At 63.0% G+C, this 21,306-nt stretch carries 17 protein-coding genes; 7 read left to right on the top strand and 10 right to left on the bottom strand.

What is annotated here, in order from left to right; all coding sequences use genetic code 11:
• Positions 1-132: 132 nt before the first annotated feature.
• The 3 genes from R9B85_RS22320 to R9B85_RS22330 all read left to right on the top strand — a co-directional run bounded on the left by R9B85_RS22320 (position 133) and on the right by R9B85_RS22330 (position 4,237).
• A complete protein-coding gene (locus R9B85_RS22320) occupies positions 133-1,440 on the top strand; it encodes an MFS transporter (RefSeq protein ID WP_215521178.1) in 1,308 nt (435 codons plus the stop codon).
• A gap of 28 nt (positions 1,441-1,468) precedes the next feature.
• Complete coding sequence (araD1, locus tag R9B85_RS22325) at positions 1,469-2,458, top strand: AraD1 family protein (RefSeq protein WP_423770576.1); 990 nt, start codon at positions 1,469-1,471, stop codon at positions 2,456-2,458.
• Between the two features lie 204 nt (positions 2,459-2,662).
• Complete coding sequence (locus tag R9B85_RS22330; protein WP_423770577.1) at positions 2,663-4,237, top strand: aldehyde dehydrogenase (NADP(+)); 1,575 nt, start codon at positions 2,663-2,665, stop codon at positions 4,235-4,237.
• A gap of 809 nt (positions 4,238-5,046) precedes the next feature.
• On the opposite strand, the gene R9B85_RS22335 is transcribed toward R9B85_RS22330, so the two are convergent.
• Entirely contained in the window at positions 5,047-5,955 is a 909-nt protein-coding gene (locus R9B85_RS22335) for a LysR family transcriptional regulator (RefSeq protein ID WP_207880085.1), read from the bottom strand.
• Between the two features lie 137 nt (positions 5,956-6,092).
• On the opposite strand from R9B85_RS22335, the gene R9B85_RS22340 reads away from it, so the two are divergent.
• Together R9B85_RS22340 and R9B85_RS22345 are read left to right on the top strand one after the other, a co-directional pair.
• Positions 6,093-6,917: a phytanoyl-CoA dioxygenase family protein gene (locus R9B85_RS22340; RefSeq protein ID WP_423770578.1), complete on the top strand. Its 825-nt coding sequence runs from the start codon at positions 6,093-6,095 to the stop codon at positions 6,915-6,917.
• Positions 6,918-6,997: 80 nt separating this feature from the next.
• The gene (locus R9B85_RS22345) at positions 6,998-8,389 is read left to right on the top strand and encodes an amino acid permease (RefSeq protein WP_207880079.1); all 1,392 of its coding nucleotides are present in this window, start codon (positions 6,998-7,000) and stop codon (positions 8,387-8,389) included.
• Between the two features lie 166 nt (positions 8,390-8,555).
• Here R9B85_RS22345 and R9B85_RS22350 read toward each other — a convergent pair whose 3' ends face one another.
• The gene (locus R9B85_RS22350) at positions 8,556-9,362 is read right to left on the bottom strand and encodes a DUF6708 domain-containing protein (protein ID WP_318270219.1); all 807 of its coding nucleotides are present in this window, start codon (positions 9,360-9,362) and stop codon (positions 8,556-8,558) included.
• Positions 9,349-12,576, bottom strand: a complete 3,228-nt coding sequence (locus tag R9B85_RS22355) for a T6SS effector BTH_I2691 family protein (RefSeq protein ID WP_423770579.1) — start codon at positions 12,574-12,576, stop codon at positions 9,349-9,351. Before R9B85_RS22355 ends, R9B85_RS22350 begins: the two co-directional genes overlap by 14 nt.
• A gap of 244 nt (positions 12,577-12,820) precedes the next feature.
• On the opposite strand from R9B85_RS22355, the gene R9B85_RS22360 reads away from it, so the two are divergent.
• Positions 12,821-12,988, top strand: coding sequence for a hypothetical protein (locus tag R9B85_RS22360; RefSeq protein WP_207879485.1), 168 nt, complete (start codon positions 12,821-12,823; stop codon positions 12,986-12,988).
• 96 nt (positions 12,989-13,084) lie between these two features.
• On the top strand, positions 13,085-13,261 hold the full coding sequence (locus tag R9B85_RS22365; RefSeq protein ID WP_181457340.1) for a hypothetical protein: 177 nt from the start codon (positions 13,085-13,087) through the stop codon (positions 13,259-13,261).
• Between the two features lie 244 nt (positions 13,262-13,505).
• Here R9B85_RS22365 and R9B85_RS22370 read toward each other — a convergent pair whose 3' ends face one another.
• From R9B85_RS22370 to R9B85_RS22400, 7 genes are all read right to left on the bottom strand, one after another.
• On the bottom strand, positions 13,506-14,270 hold the full coding sequence (locus tag R9B85_RS22370) for a hypothetical protein (protein ID WP_423770580.1): 765 nt from the start codon (positions 14,268-14,270) through the stop codon (positions 13,506-13,508).
• Between the two features lie 64 nt (positions 14,271-14,334).
• Complete coding sequence (locus R9B85_RS22375; protein ID WP_112252278.1) at positions 14,335-15,612, bottom strand: bifunctional O-acetylhomoserine aminocarboxypropyltransferase/cysteine synthase; 1,278 nt, start codon at positions 15,610-15,612, stop codon at positions 14,335-14,337.
• Positions 15,613-15,729: 117 nt separating this feature from the next.
• Positions 15,730-16,167 carry a hypothetical protein gene (locus R9B85_RS22380; RefSeq protein ID WP_112252285.1) on the bottom strand — a complete coding sequence of 146 codons (438 nt, stop codon included), beginning with the start codon at positions 16,165-16,167 and terminating at the stop codon, positions 15,730-15,732.
• Positions 16,168-16,231: 64 nt separating this feature from the next.
• Positions 16,232-16,921: a hypothetical protein gene (locus tag R9B85_RS22385; protein ID WP_112252277.1), complete on the bottom strand. Its 690-nt coding sequence runs from the start codon at positions 16,919-16,921 to the stop codon at positions 16,232-16,234.
• Positions 16,922-17,101: 180 nt separating this feature from the next.
• On the bottom strand, positions 17,102-17,818 hold the full coding sequence (locus R9B85_RS22390) for an aspartate/glutamate racemase family protein (RefSeq protein WP_207879489.1): 717 nt from the start codon (positions 17,816-17,818) through the stop codon (positions 17,102-17,104).
• Positions 17,815-19,011: a DUF917 family protein gene (locus tag R9B85_RS22395; protein ID WP_423770581.1), complete on the bottom strand. Its 1,197-nt coding sequence runs from the start codon at positions 19,009-19,011 to the stop codon at positions 17,815-17,817. Before R9B85_RS22395 ends, R9B85_RS22390 begins: the two co-directional genes overlap by 4 nt.
• A gap of 29 nt (positions 19,012-19,040) precedes the next feature.
• The gene (locus R9B85_RS22400) at positions 19,041-21,299 is read right to left on the bottom strand and encodes a sigma 54-interacting transcriptional regulator (protein ID WP_423770582.1); all 2,259 of its coding nucleotides are present in this window, start codon (positions 21,297-21,299) and stop codon (positions 19,041-19,043) included.
• Positions 21,300-21,306 lie beyond the last annotated feature (7 nt).

Raw genomic sequence — 21,306 nt, forward strand, 5'->3', positions numbered from 1 at the left:
TAAAAATGGTCTCTGTGAAGGCTTGTTGGTGCAATTAGTAATACTATAAGATCATTCTCCCAGGTCAGAGGTCTGCCAAAAAGTCCCCGGCCAGGTGCTGTACCCATTACAAGAACAATTGGAGACATCGCCATGATTCAGGAGCAGCGGCTCGTCCGCCTGATCACACTGAAACTCATCCCTTTTCTGGTACTGCTTTACCTGGTGGCCTATGTCGACCGTTCCGCGGTGGGCTTCGCCAAGCTGCACATGGGCGCCGACATCGGCCTGGGTGACGCGGCCTATGGCCTGGGTGCCGGGCTCTTCTTCATTGGTTACTTCCTGTTCGAGGTGCCGAGCAACCTGTTGCTCGACCGCTTCGGCGCGCGCCGCTGGTTCGCCCGCATCCTGGTTACCTGGGGCGCGATCACCGTCGGCATGGCCTTCGTTACCGGGCCCAACGGTTTCTACGTGATGCGCTTTCTGCTGGGGGCGGCCGAGGCGGGCTTCTTCCCGGGCGTGCTGTACTACATCACCCAGTGGTACCCGGTGCGCCATCGCGGCAAGATCCTCGGCTTCTTCATCCTTTCCCAGCCGTTGGCCATGCTGATTACCGGGCCGCTTGCCGGCGCGCTGCTGGGGCTTGATGGCAGCTACGGCCTGCATGGCTGGCAATGGCTGTTCATCTGCATCGGTACCCCGGCGGTGCTGCTGGCCTGGCCGACCCTGCGTTTGCTGCCGGACGGCCCGGCCAAGGTGCGCTGGCTCAGCGACGAGCAACGCAGCTGGCTGCAGGAACAGCTGGCCAACGACCTGCGCGAGTTCGGCCAGACCCGCCACGGCAACCCCCTGCATGCCTTGAAGGACGGCCGGGTGCTGCTGCTGGCGCTGTTCTACTTGCCGGTGACGCTGAGCATCTACGGCCTGGGCCTGTGGCTGCCGACACTGATCCACCAGTTTGGCGGCAGTGACCTGGTGACCGGTTTCGTTTCGGCCGTGCCTTACCTGTTCGGCATCATCGGCCTGCTGATTGTGCCGCGCAGCTCCGACCGCCTGAACGACCGCTATGGCCACCTCGGCCTGTTGTACGCACTGGGTGCGATCGGCCTGTTCTTCAGTGCCTGGCTGAGCGTGCCGGTCATGCAACTGGCAGCGCTGTGCCTGGTGGCGTTTGCGCTGTTCTCCTGCACGGCCATCTTCTGGACCTTGCCAGGCCGGTTCTTCTCCGGTGCCAGCGCCGCAGCGGGCATCGCGCTGATCAACTCCATCGGCAACCTCGGCGGCTACCTCGGCCCGTTTGGCATCGGCGCGCTCAAGGAGCACACCGGGCAGCTGTCGTCGGGCCTGTATTTCCTGGCAGCGGTGATGCTGTTCGGCTTGCTGCTCACCGGTGTGGTCTACAACCGCCTCGAGCGCCGTCAGCGCCTGGCTTCTACGCGGGTAGCCCCGGCCTCCCGCTAACTTTCGCAACCGAAAAGCGAGCACAAGCATGCGATTGATTCAATTCGAAACCGCCACCGGCGAGCGCCGGGTGGGCGTGGTGGAAGGCGAGTACGCCCTGGAAGTACGTGGCGCAGGCAGCACCCGCGAGCTGGCCCTGCAAGCCATTACCGCCGGTCGTGACCTGGCCGCTGAAGTGCAGGCTGCCGGCCTGGGGGAGCGCCACGATTACCTGGCCCTGCTGGCCGAAGGCCGCGTATTGCCACCGTTGGACCATCCGGACCCGGCGCATTGCCTGGTCACCGGCACCGGGCTGACCCATCTGGGCAGTGCCGCCACCCGCGACAAGATGCACCAGCAGCAGGCCGAAGGCGCCGTGACCGACAGCATGCGCATGTTCCAGTGGGGGCTCGATGGCGGTCGGCCGCCGGCAGGCGAGGAGGGCGCGCAGCCGGAGTGGTTCTACAAGGGCGACGGCGGCATCGTCGTGCGCCCAGGCGCCGACCTGCCGCTGCCGGCATTCGCCGAAGATGCCGGCGAGGAGCCGGAGCTGGTCGGGCTGTACCTGATCGGTGCCGACGGCACGCCGTATCGCCTCGGTTACGCGCTGGGCAACGAGTTTTCCGACCATGTGATGGAGCGGCGCAATTACCTGTACCTGGCCCACTCCAAGCTGCGCGCCTGCAGCTTCGGCCCCGAGCTGCGCCTGGGCGCGCTGCCGGCCCACCTGGAAGGCACCAGCCGCATCCTGCGCGACGGCCAGGAACTGTGGCGCAAGCCGTTCCTGTCGGGCGAGCAGAACATGTGCCACAGCTTCGAGAACCTCGAGTTCCACCACTTCAAGTACCCGCAGTTCCTGCGCGCTGGCGATATCCACGTGCATTACTTCGGTACCGCCACGCTGTCATTCGCCGACGGCATCCAGGCGCGCCCGGGCGATACCTTCGAGGTCAGCCTCGACGCCTTTGGCCAGCCGCTGCGCAATGGCATTGCAGCAGCACCCGCGCAGGTACGCCCCGGGGTGGTGAAAAGCCTTTGAGCTCGCCGCCAGCCAGTTGATGAATCGGTGCCGGTTTGCGGCCCTTCGCGGGCTCGCCCGCTCCCACAGGTACAGCGCAGCCTCCGGAACTGCGCGGCCCCTGTGGGAGCTGGCTTGCCTGCGATGGGCTGCGCAGCAGCCCCCTTTCCGCTAACTGCCTGACACAAGCATCTGAACCTTCCTTCTCATTTACAGGAGCCAACCATGACCGGAAGCAACTTCATTGGCGGCCAGCGCAGCGCTGCCGGCAGCGTGCGCCTGCAAAGCCTCGATGCGCGTACCGGCGAAGCCTTGCCGCTGGCCTTTGCCCAGGCCACCCCGGAAGAAGTGGACGCCGCCGCGCAGGCAGCCGAAGCGGCCTTTGCCGAATACAACGCCATGGCACCCCAGCGCCGTGCGCAGTTCCTCGATGCCATTGCCGATCAGCTGGATGCGCTGGGCGACACCTTCATCACCACGGTGTGCCGCGAAACCGCGCTGCCGGCCGGGCGCATCCAGGGCGAACGGGCGCGTACCAGTACTCAGATGCGCCTGTTCGCTACAGTGCTGCGCCGCGGCGACTTCCTCGGCGCGCGCATCGACCGTGCCCAGCCACAGCGCCAGCCGCTGCCGCGTCCCGATCTGCGCCAGTACCGCACCGGTGTCGGCCCGGTAGCCGTGTTCGGCGCCAGCAATTTCCCGCTGGCCTTCTCTACCGCCGGCGGTGACACCGCCGCAGCGCTGGCTGCGGGCTGCCCGGTGGTGGTCAAGGCGCACAGCGGCCACATGGCCACGGCCGAGCAGGTGGCCGAGGCGATCGAACGCGCAGTGGTTGCCACCGGCATGCCCGCCGGCGTGTTCAACATGATTTACGGTGCTGGTGTCGGCGAAGCGCTGGTCCGCCACCCGGCGATCCAGGCCGTGGGCTTTACCGGCTCGCTCAAAGGCGGCCGAGCCCTGTGCGAGTTGGCTGCGGCGCGCCCGCAGCCGATTCCGGTGTTCGCCGAAATGAGCAGCATCAACCCGGTGCTGGTCTTGCCAGCGGCCTTGCAGGCCAGGGGCGAGCAGGTGGCCAGGGAACTGGCCGGTTCGGTGGTGCTGGGCTGCGGGCAGTTCTGCACCAACCCCGGGCTGGTCATTGGTATTGCCGGCGAAGCGTTCAGCACCTTCCTCACGGCGCTTGGCGCGCAACTGGCCGACCAGCCCGGGCAGACCATGCTCAATGTCGGCACCTTGCGCAGCTATACCCAGGGCGTGCAACGCCTGCACCAGCACCCGGGCGTGCGCCATCTGGCCGGTGCCGAGCAAGCGGGTGAGCAGGCCCAGGCGCAGCTGTTCCAGGCCGATGTGAGCTTGCTGCTGAACGGTGATGCATTGCTCCAGGAAGAAGTCTTCGGGCCTGCCACGGTGGCCGTCGCAGTGGCCGACGAAGCCGAACTGCGCCGCGCCGTGCAAGCCCTGCATGGGCAACTGACCGCAACCCTGATTGCCGAACCGGAAGACTTCCAACGTTTTGCCGCGCTGGTGCCGGTGCTGCAGCGCAAGGCCGGGCGACTGTTGGTCAACGGCTACCCGACCGGCGTTGAAGTGTGCGATGCGATGGTGCATGGCGGGCCGTACCCGGCCACATCCGATGCTCGTGGCACCTCGGTCGGCACCTTGGCCATCGACCGCTTCTTGCGCCCGGTGTGCTACCAGGACTATCCGGACGCGCTGCTGCCTGATGCCCTGAAAAACGCCAACCCGCTGGGCCTGCAACGCCTGGTCGACGGCCAGCACAGCCGCGAGGCGCTGGCCTGACGCCAGCCCGGTCAGGTGACTCCCGCCAGGCCAGGCCTGGCGGTTTTCCCGAGTCATTGGATTTGCCCGGAAACGAATGCGGTTCACAGATAGGCCAACGCCCCTGTGGGGGCGGGCGTGCCCGCGAAGAATCCAGCACGGTGGCTGGCACCGGCTGTGCCGGTGTTCGCGGGTAAACCCGCTCCCACAGGTACTGTGGCTGCGTTGAAGGCTGTGGTGATCCTGTGGGAGCGGGTGTGCCCGCGAAGAATGCGACGCGGTGTATGACACCGGCTGTGCCGGTGTTCGCGGGTAAACCCGCTCCCACAGGTACTGTGGCTGCGTTGAAGGCTGTGGTAATCCTGTGGGAGCGGGCGTGCCCGCGAAGAATGCGACGCGGTGTATGGCACCGGCTGTGCCGGTGTTCGCGGGTAAACCCGCTCCCACAGGTACTGTGGCTGCGTTGAAGGCTGTGGTGATCCTGTGGGAGCGGGCGTGCCCGCGAAGAATGCAACGCGGTGTATGGCACCGGCTGTGCCGGTGTTCGCGGGTAAACCCGCTCCCACAGGTACTGTGGCTGCGTTGAAGGCTGTGGTGATCCTGTGGGAGCGGGCGTGCCCGCGAAGAATGCAACGCGGTGTATGGCACCGGCTGTGCCGGTGTTCGCGGGCATGCCCGCTCCCACAGGTACTGCGGTTGCGTTGAAGGCTGTGGTGATCCTGTGGGAGCGGGTTTACCCGCGAAGAATCCAGCGCGGTGGCTGGCACCGGCCAAGCCGGTGTTCCACGATCATGCCCGGTCCCACAGGTTGGCCTTCTTGAGTACAGGAATCAGGCGCCCCCAGCCGCCATCTCCCGAGCAACCCAGCCCTTGAACGCCTCCGCCACCGGCGATGGGTGCATCGCGCCTGATTGGGCCAGCACCACTTTTTGCGGTGATACCTCTTCCAGTAATGGCCTGCATAACAGCGCTGTACCGTCATAGCAATGGTCCCCTGCGGGCCGGGTACATGACAGGGCAACCCCGTAGCCATGCGCGACGAGCCCCCGTTGCATCTCGAAGGTCTGGGTAAATTGCTGGGTGCGCGGTTGCAGGTTATGCGCCCAAAACAGTGACAGAAAATACTCACGCGTTTGTGCGATGTCCTCAAGAATCAAACACTCTTGCGCCAGCTCATGCAGCGGTATCGCTGCCAGCTGGGCCAGGCGATGGTCGGTGGCGATGAGTGCGTAGGGCTTCAACTCAGCCAGTACCTGGCGCGGCAGCGAAGGATCAAGGCCTATGTCATAGGTCAGCGCGAGCTCGGCTTTACCGGCGCTCAGGTGGCGGTGTACGCCCGCCAGGTCAGTCTCGAAAAGCGTTACCTCGACATCGGGATACTGCTTGCGAAAACTCGATAGCAGCCGCGGCGCGTAATAGGGGCCCAGGTCTTGAAAGCAGATGAGCGACAGGTTGCCGCGAAGCGAGCCGCGCGTGGTATCCGCATTTTGGTTCATGGCAATGGCCATGCCGATGATATCGCGTGCCTGGGCCAGTAAACGCGTGCCCGCCGACGTCAGCTCCAGCCCGCGGCTGACCTGGCGCCGGAACAGCCGCTCGTTCAGCGCCTCCTCAAGCTGGGCGATCGCAACCGAAACCGATGGCTGTGAAACGTGCCGGGCTCTCGCCGCAGCGCTGATGCTGCCGTGTTCGGCCACGGCGACGAAGTACTCGAGCTGCCTGAATGAGAACCCTATCATCTTTTCCTATACTCAGGATTAGGAAATATATTCTTTTCCTATTGGGGCTTAAAAGCAATACTCGCCGTGCACCTTGCTTATTCCGCTTGAAAACTGGCAGTGGTGCTGTTGCCCAATAAAAAGACCAAGGGTGCTCCATGAAACAGTCCGCCGAATTTCAACTCAGTGACGAAACCATCGAGGCTTTTCAGCGTGATGGTGCCGTCTGCGTCCGTAATTTGTTCACGCCGCAAGAAGTTGCATTGCTGGAAACCGGCATCGAACAGAACCTGAAAGCCCCAAGTGAACGCGCCAAAGTGGCGAGCCGCCCTAACGACCCAGGTTGGTTCTTCGAAGACTTCTGCAACTGGGGCGATATTTCAGCCTATCGCCAGTTCATCTTCGAAAGCAGGGTCGGTAGTGTTGCAGCGCAACTCATGAACAGCGAGACGGCCCGGCTTTATCACGACCACCTGCTGGTCAAGGAGCCGAACACGCGCCAGCGAACGCCCTGGCATCAGGACCAGCCGTATTACAACATCGACGGGCGCCAGAACTGCAGCATGTGGATGCCGGTCGACCCGGTCTCCAGAGAATCCACCCTCGAATTCGTAGGGGGCTCGCACCTTGGGCCGTGGCTGATGCCACGCAGCTTCCTCGACAGCCAGGCGCAATGGTTCCCGGAAGGCAGCCTTGCGGACTTGCCGGATATCGAGGCCGATCGCAGTGCCTGGAACATCCTCGGCTGGGAGCTAGCCCCGGGCGACGCCGTGTTCTTCCACATGCTCACCTTGCACGCCTCTGGCGGTGTCGGCGGCAATCGTCGGCGTCGTGCCTTCTCGGTACGTTTCCTGGGCGACGACATTACTCACGCACCGCGCCAGTGGAAAACCTCGCCACAGTTTCCCGGCCTCGAAACGCAACTCGCCAGCGGTGCCCAAATGAACCACGAACTGTTTCCGCTGCTGTGGCCCAGGGCTTGATGATTGGAATACTGCGTGCCTGATAAAACCGCACGGCATTAGCGTGGTGCGGACCTGATAATAAAACCAAGAAGGTATCTATGAGCGCTCAATCTTCACACCAGTTGAAGCGGGGTCTCTCTACCCGGCATATTCGTTTCATGGCGTTAGGTTCTGCTATCGGTACGGGGCTGTTCTATGGCTCGGCATCGGCAATAAAGCTGGCAGGGCCTTCAGTGTTGCTGGCCTATCTGATAGGTGGCGCAGCCATTTACATGATGATGCGCGCCCTTGGCGAAATGGCGGTTCATAACCCGGTGTCAGGCTCGTTCGGGCACTATGCCAGCCAGTATCTGGGGCGCTACTTTGGCTTTCTGACAGGTTGGAGTTACGCGTTCTCGATGCTGGTGGTTTGCCTGGCAGATGTGACGGCCTTTGGCGTTTACATGGGGCTGTGGTTCCCTGAAACACCGGCCTGGATCTGGGTGCTCGGGATAGTGTTCTTTATCGGCGCGCTGAACCTGTGTAGCGTGAAAGTGTTCGGGGAGATGGAGTTCTGGCTGTCGTTGCTGAAGGTGACCGCGATCATTGCCATGATTGTGGCAGGCGCGGCTGTGCTGCTGCTGGGTATCCAGTTGAATGACGATGCAGGCACGGTTGCAGGAGTCTCGAATCTGTGGAGCCACGGCGGGTTCTTCCCTAATGGCGTCAGTGGGATGATCGCTTCCTTCACTGTGGTGATGTTCGCCTTTGGCGGGGTTGAAATGATCGGCATCACCGCCGGCGAGGCAAGGGACCCGAAGCGCGTGCTGCCGAAGGCAATCAACTCGGTGCCTCTGCGCATCCTGCTGTTCTACATCCTTACCTTGTTCGTACTCATGGCCATTTACCCTTGGACCAGCATTGGCAGCCACGGTAGCCCGTTCGTGCAGATCTTCAGTGGTCTTGGCATCAGTTCAGCGGCCACCGTGTTGAACATCGTGGTGATTTCAGCTGCCGTTTCGGCGATCAACAGCGATATCTTCAGTGCTGGGCGGATGATGTACGGCATGGCTCAGGACGGCCAGGCGCCAGCCGGTTTTGCATCGTTGTCGCGTTTCGGTGTGCCGTGGATGACGGTTGCAGTGATGGGCGTCGCGCTGCTTCTTGGCGTGGTATTGAACTACCTGGTGCCGGAAGACTTGTTCCTGGTTCTTGCGGCGGTGGTCACGTTCTCCATTGTCTGGGTGTGGTTGATGATCCTGCTTTCTCAAGTGGCCATGCGGCGCGGCATGAGCAAGGAGGAGGTGGCAGCACTGGATTATCGGGTGCCACTGTGGCCGGTAGGGCCGGCTTGCGCGATTGCTTTCATGGTGTTCATTTTTGGTGTGCTCGGTTGGTTCCCGGCCAGCCGCACAGCCATGTATGTCGGGGTTGGCTGGTTGGTGCTGCTATCCCTGGGTTACTGGTTGTGGGGTGTGCGTGCGCTACGTCCAGTGTCGGCCAACGCTTGAGGCATTGAACCAAACTGTGGGAGCGGGCGTGCTCGCGAAGAATCAAACGCGGTGGCTGGCACCGGCTACGCCGGTGTTCGCGGGTAAACCCGCTCCCACAGGTACAGCAGCGGCCTTGAAGGCTGTGGTGATCCTTACCTTCTCGGCCCCGGGGGCATCGGCCCTCTCAGTCAGATGGGGCAGTACGGGACTCACGGTCAATGTCCTCCGGCCAATGAACCTTGGGTGCCAGGCAATGCATGTGGCTCAGGCCATCGTCATCGTTCCAGTCACGGGGTGGGTGTACGAACTTCGGCAGGGCTTCGGGGCCTTGCTGCATGAACAGCCGGGCGATAGCCCAGTAGGCTTCGCCGTGGTAGAGGTCGTGGGTGAATAACACGCGGTCGATGACTTCGTCGGTGTTCGGGTTGCGAACCGACAGCATGACGCTTTCGATCAGCCCACCGTAGCCGGGGGCGTAGACTCGGTAGACTTCGGCGGTTACGTCGTCCCAATTGTAGGCGACAGGTTTGACGCCCCAGTGTTTGCGGCTGAACAGGAAGAGGTAGTTGCATCTGAATTGATAAACATAGATCTTTCGACGCAAGCGATTAAAACGTATTGGTTCGTCTCGTGGAAGTGCCAAGTCTAGCCGGACAAATGAAAAGACGACCCATATGCAGATTAGAGGCCCGAGTATCAAGATTAGCTTCATAATCCAATCGAAGGCCTGACTGTAATCAATGAGACCCCAATACACTTGTACAGCTACAAAAAACAAGAACAGCAGCGTCGGAATGCCAAGCAAGGCCAATACACCTCGTAGACGGACTGTAGATCGAGGCAACTCCATGTATACATCATCAGCATGGTTTGGTGGCGGATTAATATCGTTCAAATTCAAGAGAGATGTGGGTGCTTCGTGGGCGCTCGGTAGATCGTAGCGCCAGGCTGGCGCACGTCTCATTAGCACTCTTGGCTCATGCGTCGTCATTTGCCCTCCGGTTACATACCTCAATATACGCACTTTCAATTTCTCGGTCCGGCCAGTACATTACCAGCAATGTTGCTGCGACAATGGAGTGCGCTCCAATTGTCGGCATGAGCTCTATAAGGCCTGAGATAGCCAATTGGGACCGGTCTTTACCCTCCGAAAAAGAAGAGTACTTTTTATCAATATTAAAGTCGCTTTTATAGTCGGGTAGCCTAGGCGGAGAAAAGCCAGGGAAGCTGGCCGACTTGGAAAAGCCAGTTGAGCGACGGGCATGAAACTCATCCACAACCAGCGTCTCTCCTCCCGTGTAGTCCGGGAACTGGCCATCACCTCGACGATGGACTGTCAGGCACCACCGATATGCCGACATTCCGTCTTCATACTGAGGTAGCACCATCTTGAATTTTATTTTTTGTTTCCGTTCAAGACCGGTCAACCCTCCGATCCTTGGAGTGGCCGGGTCGCTTACCAGATTCGATTCGAAGTGGAATTCTGCCTGTACACCTAGCGTGGCGGCGTTGAGCTCCGCAAATGCAATGTCTGCGTATTCCGGGCTTCTCCAGTGAATGACTGGCGTCTCATCTGCCTTTCCAAAACAGCACCGTCGGGCCCACCGTTCCAGAGCGGATGACTCATTCTCTTCAGCGCTTTTGCTAAGCGTATAGGCAGTCAACGCCAGCACTACAGCGAGCCCTACGGGTCCCCATACAGTGGAACTTAATGCTGTTCCAGCGACGGCAATGGCGCTGCCCCCGTAAAAACCTGCAGCCAACCAGTATCGTATCGCTGCTGCACCATCTCCTGCTGCCGATGCACGTTTAGCAGCAGAAACCGCCTGCGCTGCTTCAACAAACCCGACGACAGCGCCTACTACAGCACCGATCTTTATCAAGGTCTCGCCTGTGGCAGTAGCACCTTTGGCCCATCGCATACCCTTATAGGCACCAGCCCGCAATATGAGCCCCACCAGTTCGATATGTCCTCCCAACACTCCCAAGTACGATCCTTGCAACGCCAACTTGGCCTCATACGCCTTCGGCCCAATCTCCGTTTCCGCCTTTTCCTGATTCCTGCCCAGGCTGTCCTGCTGCAAATACAACCCGCCTATCGCCAGCAGAACCTCCCAGCTGCCAGCAATCCCGCGCAACCCGGAAAAACCGGTTTTTACCAATCGGGCCGCCTGCTGCGACGTGATCTTCATCCCCTGCAACAACTTCCGCGCATCGGCTTCCAACGTCCCCGCTGCCACCGAGATATCCACCAAGGCAAGCTGCGCCGCACTGCTCGCCTGCGTTACGCCCATGTTGGCTTCCTGGAACAACCGCCCATGCACCTCCTCAGCCTTGCCCTCGACCCACACCGTCACACTGATCATGGTGTTGTTCAGCCGTGGATCGAGCACGGCCAGGCTCATCAGCCCGTGCTGGATGATCGGCCGCACCTTGCGCATGGCCTTCATCGAGCCAAACTCGAAGTCATCGATATTGCGGCGCATCCGGTCCCGCGCCTCGGCGATCGACGCATTGGCCTTGTGCTGCAACTCCCGAAGGTGCGCACTCTGCAAGGCGTAGTACTCGCCCAGCTTCATCTTCACTTCCAGTTCGATCAGGTGCACGCCGTTGTAGAGAAACTGCGTGACGCTGTTCAGATGCCGCACGGCCTTCTGAATGCCAGGCGACAGACAGGGCGCCAGCCGCTGACTGGCTGCATTGAGCGCACCCTGCGTTTCAGCAATGGCCTGCTTGAGGGTATTGCGCATGCGCAGGCCGGCGTCATCGCTGGCGATAATCTTGCTCAGCATGCCGTAGAGCTTGTCGCTGTCGTTCCAGTTGATCGCCTCTGCGGCGGAAAAACTGGGTAGCAGGCCGGCCAGCAGAGAGCGATCCCGCATCAACAACGCGCGGTAGGGCGGGCTGTCCGGGTCCTGCAGCCATTTCAACCAGAGCAGTTCGCTGGTGCCGGAAGCGGGAACATGCGGTTCAAGGCGGGGGACGACAGCTTCGGTAACGCCACCACCCAGGCACAGGGCCATGGTCTTGGCGTAGGCCACCCCGGACTCACGATCGTTACCGTCGTAGTCGTACGCCTCGGCCAGCTTGAACATGGGCGTATCGAACAAGGCAGCGTACGCCTTTGCGTCCTTGTCGATGTAGCGCTGAAACTCGCGCTCCTGCTGGTCGTATTCAGCCTGGAACGCGGCCCGCTGCGGCTCGTGGTAGCGTTGTTCAAGCCGCTCGTCACTCTCCTGCTGCGCACGCTCGACCAACCGCTGCCGCTCGACTGTCGGCTCGACGAACGCTGGCGGCCCATCGCCCGTCATCGGCTCCAGCGACGGCACCTCCTGCGCCGCCCACTCCCTGTGCGTGACACGAATGATCTGCAGGATCTGCGAGGTCTGCAGCTGATAGGCGCGCATGGGGTCTTCCCGCCACACCTGGCGTTTCACCACCCAGTTCAGCCGCTGATGGTTGTACTCCTGAATCAGCCCGACGGTGTCGTCGAGCACCACTGCCAGCACGCCGTTTTCCAGCTGGTGCCGGTTGATCGCATTGACCAGATAGCCGCGCAGGGCGAACCGGCGCAGCCAGCGGCTGTGGAAACCATGCGCACTGTCGAAGGGGGCGCAGCCATGCTGGGCGTACTCGAATACCTGCTGGTCGACCCCAAGCTTATCGGGCGTCATGGCAATGCCCAGCAGCTCGGGATTGCTGCGCGCCTGGATCAGGTCCAGGCCCTCGAAGCGATGCGCAGGCGATGCGCCGCTCTTGTAGGCGTTCAGCACGCTCACCGGCCAAGGATCGCTGGAGAAGGCCAGCCAGGCGCTGGTGTACCTGCTGGTATCGATGTTGAGAAAGGCCGAAGGAATGTCGTGGTCTGCGTTCACGCATTTTTCGGGCAGCGGCGATGGCGGGCCGTCTGGCGGCTCGTAAGGGTTGAAGCGGCGCAGGTGACCCTGCTCGCTGACGGCATAGGCATGCCAGACCTGCTGGTCGAGCAGCACATACAGGTAGCCCATGCGCAAGGTGCGCACACCTATCTTCGTCGAGATATGCCGGTTATCCGCGACGGTGGAGACACACTCGGGGCGGGTATCCGGCACCAGGGCGCGACGCAGCGGCAGGATCGGCAGGCCCTGGCGCTCGCAGGACATGCACTGGTCGTGCGGCAGCGCGGCTTCGGCGACTGCAATGGCAATACGTTGGCTGATGGTCATGAGCGATCCTTGTGTTGGACAGGTCCTTGACGGCCTCTGAACACTAACGGGGAATCGCTTTCCAGAGAGGCATTGGGCTTCCTAAAAGCTTGTAGGAAACGTCTCTGAATAACGGGTGTGCTCAGTATGTGGCCATGATCAGTACCCCGGCCTTTTGTGCCACCTGTCGAACCCAAGGCACTGCTGATGCTGTTTTCCGTCCGATCTGTATGCGCGACCAACGCGCAAACCCAGGAGAACTTCCATGGCAAACGATCAGAAAGACCCCGGCCTCGAGCAAACCGAATCCCAGCCCGGCAGCGGTAACGGAGAGGTCCCACTACCTTCGGATGACGAAGGCCCGATCGAGGAAGAGATGGAGGACGTGCAGGCCAACAATTCGGTTTCTGCCGAGCACCCGCAGCCTCGCTGACGGGATTTGTCTGGAACGAATGCGGTTCACACCTTTCTTGCGAGGTATGCAGCGATGAGCCCCGACCCCAATGCACAAGGCGGCACGAACCCGGACATGCCCACTTCACCCGACCCGGCCGTTGACCCTGACCGCCCGACCATACCCGACCCTGACGACGACCCGCTCATGAACGAAGAGGAGGGTGGTGGTTGGCAGGAGGAAGACAGCTTGGCTGATGACGGCAGGCAAAGCGTGGAGCAGCCTGCGGTAGACCTGGATCAGCGCAGGTAATGACCATTGATAGGGCATAGCCCTGTGGGAGCGGGTTTACCCGCGAAGCATCCAACGCGGTGGCTGGCACCGGCTGCGCCGGTGTTCGCGGGTGAACCCGCTCCCAAAGGTACGGTGGCTGCCTTGAAGGTTGTGGTGATCCTGTGGCTGCCTTGATGGCTGTAGTGATCCTGTAGGAGCTGGCTTGCCTGCGATGGGCTGCGCAGCAGCCCCAATGGACACAGCGCTAGCATGCGCCGGCGTATCACCCCCGTCGCAACGCAGCCGCCAGCCCCACGGTCAGGATCACGGCACAAAGCATGGCCAGGCTGATGGCAATTGCGACACCCCAGGCATCGAGCAGCCCTGCCAATACCAGATAAAACGCGATCACCCCCACCGCCCCGATCGCATTGCCCCGCACCATCGCCGCCATCCCTGCACGGCCATTCTGCACATGGGCGAACACCACCAGCGGCCAGGCAATCACCGGGATCGGCGCCAGCATCCCGCTGGCCGCGGGGCCCAGCCAGTTGGCCAGGCTTGTGATGACCATCAGCAACGAAGTGGCAGACACCATGCGCAGAGGGATCTCCCAAAACCGCTGTCGTGGCCGGGCCAGGGCATCCGGCCTGGGCTCGCGGCCGCTGGCGCGTATCAGCACGCCGATCAGCACCAGCGCCAGGGCAATCGACAGGTACTGGTTGCCCCCATGGGTAAACGCATAGGCCGCTACACCATAGAACAGCATCGCCAGCAATACGGCCGGGCCGATGCCGAGCCTGCGTGTGGCGAACAGGTAGAAGGTGTACGTAGCCTGCACCGCCGCCAGGCCACCCAGCGCGCCGGGCACCGCCCCCAGGGCAAAGGCCGTGCCCTGTTCCAGGCACAGGAATGTCATTACCAGTGCCGAGGTGATCGGCAGGCCGGACAGCAACCCGCCGAGCAGGCCACCCCAGCGACGCGAGGCGAGGGAGATGGCCCACATCAGGAGAGGGGTAACGATCAGCTTGAGGTAGAACAGGGTCATCGCAGCGCTATCCAGGTGTGCGAAAGGTGCGCCCGCCGTAGGCATTGGGTGGGGCGCAGATGAATCAACCGCGGCTGGCCTCCAGCGCCTGGGCCAGGTCGGCAATGATGTCGTCGCTGTGCTCGATGCCGATCGACAGGCGCACCATGTCCCGTGGCACGCCGGCCTTTTCCAGTTCCTCGTCGTTGAGCTGGCGGTGGGTGGTGGAGGCGGGGTGGCAGGCCAGCGACTTGGCGTCGCCAATGTTCACCAGGCGCACCACCAGCTGCAACGCATCGATGAAGCGCGCACCAGCCGCCTGGCCACCCTTGATGCCGAACGACAGGATCGACGCCGGCTTGCCGCCAGTGTAGCGCTGGGCCAGTGCATGCTCGGGGTGGTCAGGCAGCCCTGCATATTTCACCCACGCCACCTGCTCGTGGGCTTGCAGGTAACGGGCTACCTTAAGCGCGTTCTCGGTGTGGCGCTCCATGCGCAGGGCCAAGGTTTCCAGGCCTTGCAGGATCAGGAAGGCGTTGAACGGCGACAGCGCGGCACCGGTGTTGCGCAACGGCACCACGCGGCAGCGGCCGATGAAGGCGGCGGGGCCGAAGGCTTCGGTGTAGGTGACGCCATGGTAGGACGGGTCGGGGGTGTTGAGCAGGGCGAAGCGTTCCTTGTTGTCGGCCCACGGGAACTTGCCGGAGTCGATGACGATGCCGCCGATGCTGGTGCCGTGGCCGCCGATATATTTGGTCAGCGAATGCACGACGATATCGGCACCATGCTCGAACGGCCGGCACAGCACCGGGGTAGCCACGGTGTTGTCGACGATCAGCGGCACCCCATGGCGGTGGGCGGCCTCGGCGAGCGCGGCGATGTCGACGATATTACCGGCAGGGTTGCCGATGGACTCGCAAAACACCGCCTTGGTGCGTGAATCGATCAATGCTTCCAGGGCGGCGATGTCGTCATGGGCGGCGAAGCGGGTGTGGATGCCCATGCGCGGCAGGGTGTGGGCCAGCAGGTTGTAGGTGCCGCCGTACAGCTTGGCCACCGAGACAATGTTGTCGCCGGCCTCGGCGACGGTCTGGATGGCATAGGTGATGGCCGCCATGCCCGAGGCCACCGCCAGCGCGCCGACCCCGCCTTCCAGGGCGGCCATGCGCTGCTCAAGCACGTCGTTGGTGGGGTTCATGATGCGCGAGTAGATGTTGCCGGCCACCTTCAGGTCGAACAGGTCGGCGCCGTGCTGGGTGTCGTCGAAGGCGAAGGAGGTGGTCTGGTAGATCGGTACGGCCACTGCCCGGGTGGTCGGGTCGTGGCTGAAGCCTGCGTGGATGGCGAGGGTTTCCAGCTTCATGCAATCGTTCCTTGAGCGTGGGTGGAGCGACCGAGCATGTGGCGGGGGGAGGGTGTGGGTCAAGCGTGAGCGCGCGATGGGGCTGCCCGGCGGTAGCCCCTCGCGTTCAAGGTGCTTCTACTGGTCCTGTCGGCGCACGTGCATCACCCACTGGCCTGCATACCAGGCGCCGCCTACCGCGATCAGGCCCGCTACTGCGCGCCAGTCACGGAAGAACAGCCGCATCGCATTGATGGTGGGCGGTGCGTCGCTGCTGCGGACGAAGATGCGGATGCGAGAGGGTTGTGGTGCGGGATCGGTCTCCTCGCTGCGGTGCTGCAGCTGCGACGCCGGGCGCAGGCCCTCCTGGATGATCAGGTAGTCACGCCCCTGCTGCTCCACGCGGGCGTTGATGTTGCCCTTCTTCAACTGTTCGACCAGGCCCTTGGTGACGCTTTCGATTTGTCGATCCACGGTATGGACGAAGTTCAACAACTGGGCGCCAGTCACATTGGGCTCGGCGAGAAACGCCAGCGGGCCGGCGTCGATGGTGGCGATGTCGATGGGTTTGTTCATTTTCAGCTCCTTGCCGAATCCGGCGACAACCAGGCCGGCGCGTTGCAGCGCGCCGGCCGCAGGCTCAGGCGTGTTCGAGAACCCTGCCAAGGCGTTCCTGGCGGGCAGCGATCAACCGTTGGGTAGCCTCGTAGGACACCTTGGTCACCTGGGTGTAGGTGAGCGTCAGCTTGATATTGGCGCCATCCATGCGCGCAGTAGCGGTTGCGCAGTTCATGCCACTGGGGAACTGGATCTGCATTGGGCCGACTACGACGTTGCTGCTGATGACTTCACCCAGCTGTACCTTCTGGAACAGCCCCAGGTAATACGTGGGCGTCACCTTGAACTGGGCCTGGCCGCCACCGACCACATCCGGCTTGAACACCGAACCCTGGCCGCTCATGCCGATACCCAGGTTGGCAGGCAAGTTCGACTTGTTGTTGATCTGGATGCTGTCTCCAGGCGCCGAGCCGCTACCCAATACCAGTTGCTGGACGTTGTCCTTGAACACACAGTCCCAGACCGATCCGAGCTGCGTCGACAGTGTCTGGCTGGCCTTGTACACCCCAACGCCACCGACCTGCCGATAATTGGCGATCACCACGTTGTAGTCGATGGTCCACTCCACCCCGCTGAAGCCCTGGGTGGGCACGGTGGTCTGCTTCCACGACACGCTGTCGAGCCCTACCGAGCTTGGCAAGGTCTGGTAGACCGCGAGGGTCCAGGTATCGTTGGTCTGGTTGTCGAAGTCTACATAGTAGTCAGTGCTCATGATGCTCTCCTTGTCATGTGGGCCGAGCGTGTGGGGTCACGCGCCCGGCCCAGTGACAGGAGCATCGATCATGCCAGGCTGGTGATTGCTTTCCTTTCAAGCAGTTAGCCCAGAAAGCCGCGGCGCAGGTGGACGTTTTCGTCCACCTTGGGGAACCCATGGCGGACGCATCCGGCCGCCTCAGCCAAGGGCCGCTCTGGCATAGCACAAACGGCTCGGCCGCACCTTCATCCGCACCAGCGACAGCAGAAAGCCGAAGCCACACTGGTTGGGGTCCAGCACCGGTACGTAGCAGCCAAGGTCCTGCTCGATAAGCTTGGACAAGCGCTCGGCGACACCCATGAAGCCGGTACAGCCGAGCAACAGTGCCTGCGCGCCGTCCTCGTTGATGGCAGCCAGCCCGGCTTGCAATGCCTTGACCAGTACCACCTCCACATCACCCAACTGGGCTACCGGGCAGTCGATGGCACGGATCGAGGCAAAATTGATGCTCTGGCCATAATTGGCCACATGGCCGCGTTGCAGGGCCAGGGTGCTCTGCAAGATGGTGATGATGGAAAACCGCTGGCACAACCCCAGGGCACTGAACGCGGAGGTGGGGAAGCCGCCAATGATCGGGATATCGATCACCTCGCGGGCAGGCTCCACGCCGCACATGTCGAAATCGCTCAGCCAGATGCCGTCGAACCCCTGCTGCTCAAGCTGCTGCGCCAGGCGCACCACCGCCAGGGCGTTCTCGGTGAGATTCAGCCGGTTCTGGATACACGGGCTGCCCTGGTCGATATTGAACACCTGAACCTCGACATCCGGGGGCACCACTGGGGCAATCGAGGCCAGCAGGCCCTCGTTGTAGTCGCTGCTGTTGACCGGCGCGAGTACCGCAATGCGCAGGCTCACGGTCGTAACTCCTGCAGTTGCTCGATGCTTCGGTAGGCACCCATGTAACCCAGGTCTGCCAGCAACTGCTCGAAGCTCCAAGCGATCAACCCACCGGGTTGGCGTAATGGCGCCGCCGCCTGCCAGCCGATCAGGCAGGCACCGCGCCCGGCATAGCTCGGGTCCAGCGAGCCATCGGCGCGCACCAGGTCGCCGTTGGAGGCCAGTGCCGGCCCCGGGCCTTCGAAGAACCAGGCAATGCTGTCCGGGGCCATGGCCAGCGGTTGCGGCTGGCGCTTGTCCCACAGCAACAGCGACTCGTTCTCGTAGCACAGGCGCAAGCTGCCTTCCGGGCTGTCGAGGTCGATGCGGCCGATGTCAAAGCCGCCCTGGGTAGTCACGCCGGCGTGGCTCAGGCGCGCATTGCGGGCCAGGCAGCGGGCCATAAGGCCGAACTGGCCAAGCCAGTCGAGCACGGCCTGGCAAGTGTGCAGCTGCCCCGCAGCCAGGGCTCTGCCCAGCGCCAGGGCGCGGCTGAGGGTGCCGCGCAGCGGCAGCGCGGAAGGCAGCTGGTCGGGGCTCATGCACCATAGCGCCAGGCCACCGAATTCACCGAACGCCGGCGAGCCGACCACAGGGCGCAACATTTGCTCTGCGATCACATTGGCGTTTTCTGCATACCCCTGGGCCTTGGCTGGCGGCGTCACATCCAGCTCCACCACCAGTCCGCCCTGGCTGACCACGAACGCCGGCCGCGGCGGTATACCGGCAGCCGCGAAGGTGAGCATCGGCAGCGAGGGCACTGCGCGACCGGCGCCGTCCGCATCGACCACCGCCAGGCCCAGCTTGGCAGCGGCCAGGCACGCAACCAGAAAGCCCAGCGCGCCGCTTTCCGGTGGCACGACATAGGCAAGCTCGCGGCCCTGCGCATTCAGGCGCTGGCGCAAGCAATCCAGGGCCTGAATCGGCCCGAGGGGGTACTCGCAACCCCCGATCGTTTCCGGTGCACCCATGTACGCCACTACCGCGGCGTCGCCGGCACGGGCCTCATCCACCGTGACCACCCTGACCCGGTCGTGCGGGTAGAAATCCCCGACCTTGAACGCGGCCAGCAAGTGCCGGGCCGACGCCAAGGTGCCGCCACCACCACTGCCAAAGAAACAACCACCGTTGATCAACGCTTGCAGATCCTTGTGCTCCAGCTCAAACGCCATGATCGTGCTCCTGCTTTCGGGTTGAGGGGTCAGCTCGACAAACGTGCCAGCCAGCTACGCACGGTGCTGGCGGGCGGGTAGTCCAGTTGCGGGTCGAGGCCGCGCAGCGCCCGCACCAGGATCGACTGCACCTGGGCGCCACGCTCGCTGCGTTCGAGCAACCGGGCCAATTCCACGGCGGCGTGCAGCCGCGCCGGCACCACGCCGAGAGTCAGCGCGGTGGACAAGGCGACGCGCAGGGTTGCCTCGGCTTCGCGGTCGTCGCCAATGGCCAGCAGTGCCCGGCCGCGTAACAGCATCAGTTCGCACAGGTAGGCGCGCTCCTGATGGTCCTGGGCCAGGTCCAGGGCGACATCCACCAGGTCCAGGCAGGCCTCTGCACGCCCGCCCAGCAACAGCACCTCGCCGCGCTTCCAGGCCTGGAAGCCATGGAACAACAGGCCGCCGTTACGCAGCACATGCTGCTGGTAGCCTTCGGCAATGGCCTGTTCACCGGCTTCGTACTCACCCGATATGCCCTGGTGATAGCCGCGCAGGATCATGCCCACGCCACGGTAGAAGGAGAACTCGTGGCGCGCACTGAGCAGCTCCAGCTCGCGGGCCAGGTGCCCGAGTGCATCGCGCTCGCCCAGCACTGCAGCGAGCCAGGCTGCGCCCTGCAGGGCGACCGCGCGGTTGAAGGGGTTGTCGACTGCCTGCTCGGCGCGGGACTGCAAGCGGGCCAGCGCCTGGCGCGCCTGGCTGAACAGGCCCAGCTCGAAAGCGGCCAAACCTTCGAAAGTGCGGGCCAGGCCGACCAGGTCCAGCCCCTGGTTCGATGGCCAGCAGGCCTGGTCGTCCTCCAGCAGCCTGCCGCGCGTCAGGCAGGCCAGGCTTTCCTCGAAATCGCCGAGCCAGAACAAGGTGTTGGCCATGGCCAGGTGGGCCTCGATGCGCAGTGCCTCGCCACCGGCGACCTGTGCCTGCTGCAGCATCTGTTGTGCCGTGGCGCGGGCTTCCGCCAGCTCCAGGCCCATCAAAAGGGTGGTCCACAGCCCGAACGACACAGACGCCATCTCCTGCGCCTGGCCTTGGCGCGCGGCCAAGGCCTGGGCGTCCCGATAGCTGGCCAGGCTGGTGATGCTCAACCAGCCTTCGATACTGCGAAAGCTCACCCCCAGTAGCCGGTGCAATTCAAATTGCAAACGCCACAGGTCTTTGCCCTCGTAGACCCGCTCGGCCACTTCCAGGCCTTTCTGTAAAGGGCCCAGGGCGCCGCGAAAGTCAGCCCCGTCGATCAGCTTGCGGCCTTCGGCCAGGTAGCGCTCCACGGTCAGGCGCAAGTCCTGGCGCAACCGGACCCGCCGCTCGATCACCTTGCGATTCACCCCCAACAGCTGCGCTGCAGCACTCTTGTTGCCATTGCAGCGGTTCAGCGCATGCTCTATCAGCAGTGTCTCCACCGCCGCCAGTTTGTCCGGCCCCTCAAGCCCGAGCAGCGCTTCGGCCAGCTCCACGGCAAGCGCAGAGGCGGGCGAGGGCGGTGCCAGCAACTGCTCGAGGGTTTCTCGATCGACCAGTGGTGACGGGGCCAGGGTGCCGATGCGGTCGATCGAATTGCGCAGTTCGCGCACATTGCCGGGCCAGTCTCGCTGGCACAATAGCTCCAGCGCTGCGGCATCGAAGTGCAGCGGTCGCCGTTGCTGACGGCAAAAGTGCTCGATCAGGTCCGGGATGTCCTCACGCCGCTCGTTCAGCCCCGGCAGCTCGAGCTCGAATACCGACAAGCGGTAGTACAGGTCTTCGCGAAAGCGTTCCTCGGCCACCAGGCGCTTGAGGTCACGGTGGGTAGCCGCCACCACCCGGCCGCGGAAGTGCCGGCTCTCGCTGCTACCGAGCGGCCGGTACTGCCCGGTTTCCAGCACACGCAGCAGCTTCGGCTGCAGGGCCAGTGGCAGTTCGCCGATCTCGTCGAGGAACAGTGTGCCCGCGCCGGCCATCTGCAGGTGGCCCATGCGCTCGCCAACCGCGCCGGTGAACGCGCCGCGGGCATGGCCAAACAGTTCGGATTCGAGCAATTGCTCGGGGATCGCCCCACAGTTGAGGTCGATGAATGGTTTGCCAGGCGCGCTCAGGCGGTGCAGTTGCTGGGCGATGACTTCCTTGCCGGCCCCGGTCGGGCCGAAGATCAGCACCGGGCGGTCGCTCTGCGCCACCCGTCGCAGCAAGGCGTGTAACGCCTGCATGGCAGGCGAACGGCCAGGCACGCCGTCCTCTTCGCCCGGGCGCGTGGAGTAACGTGGCTCCATGAGAATC

It is taken from the genome of Pseudomonas sp. NLJ1 (assembly GCF_049486705.1).
Classification (GTDB): Bacteria; Pseudomonadota; Gammaproteobacteria; order Pseudomonadales; family Pseudomonadaceae; genus Aquipseudomonas; species Aquipseudomonas inefficax.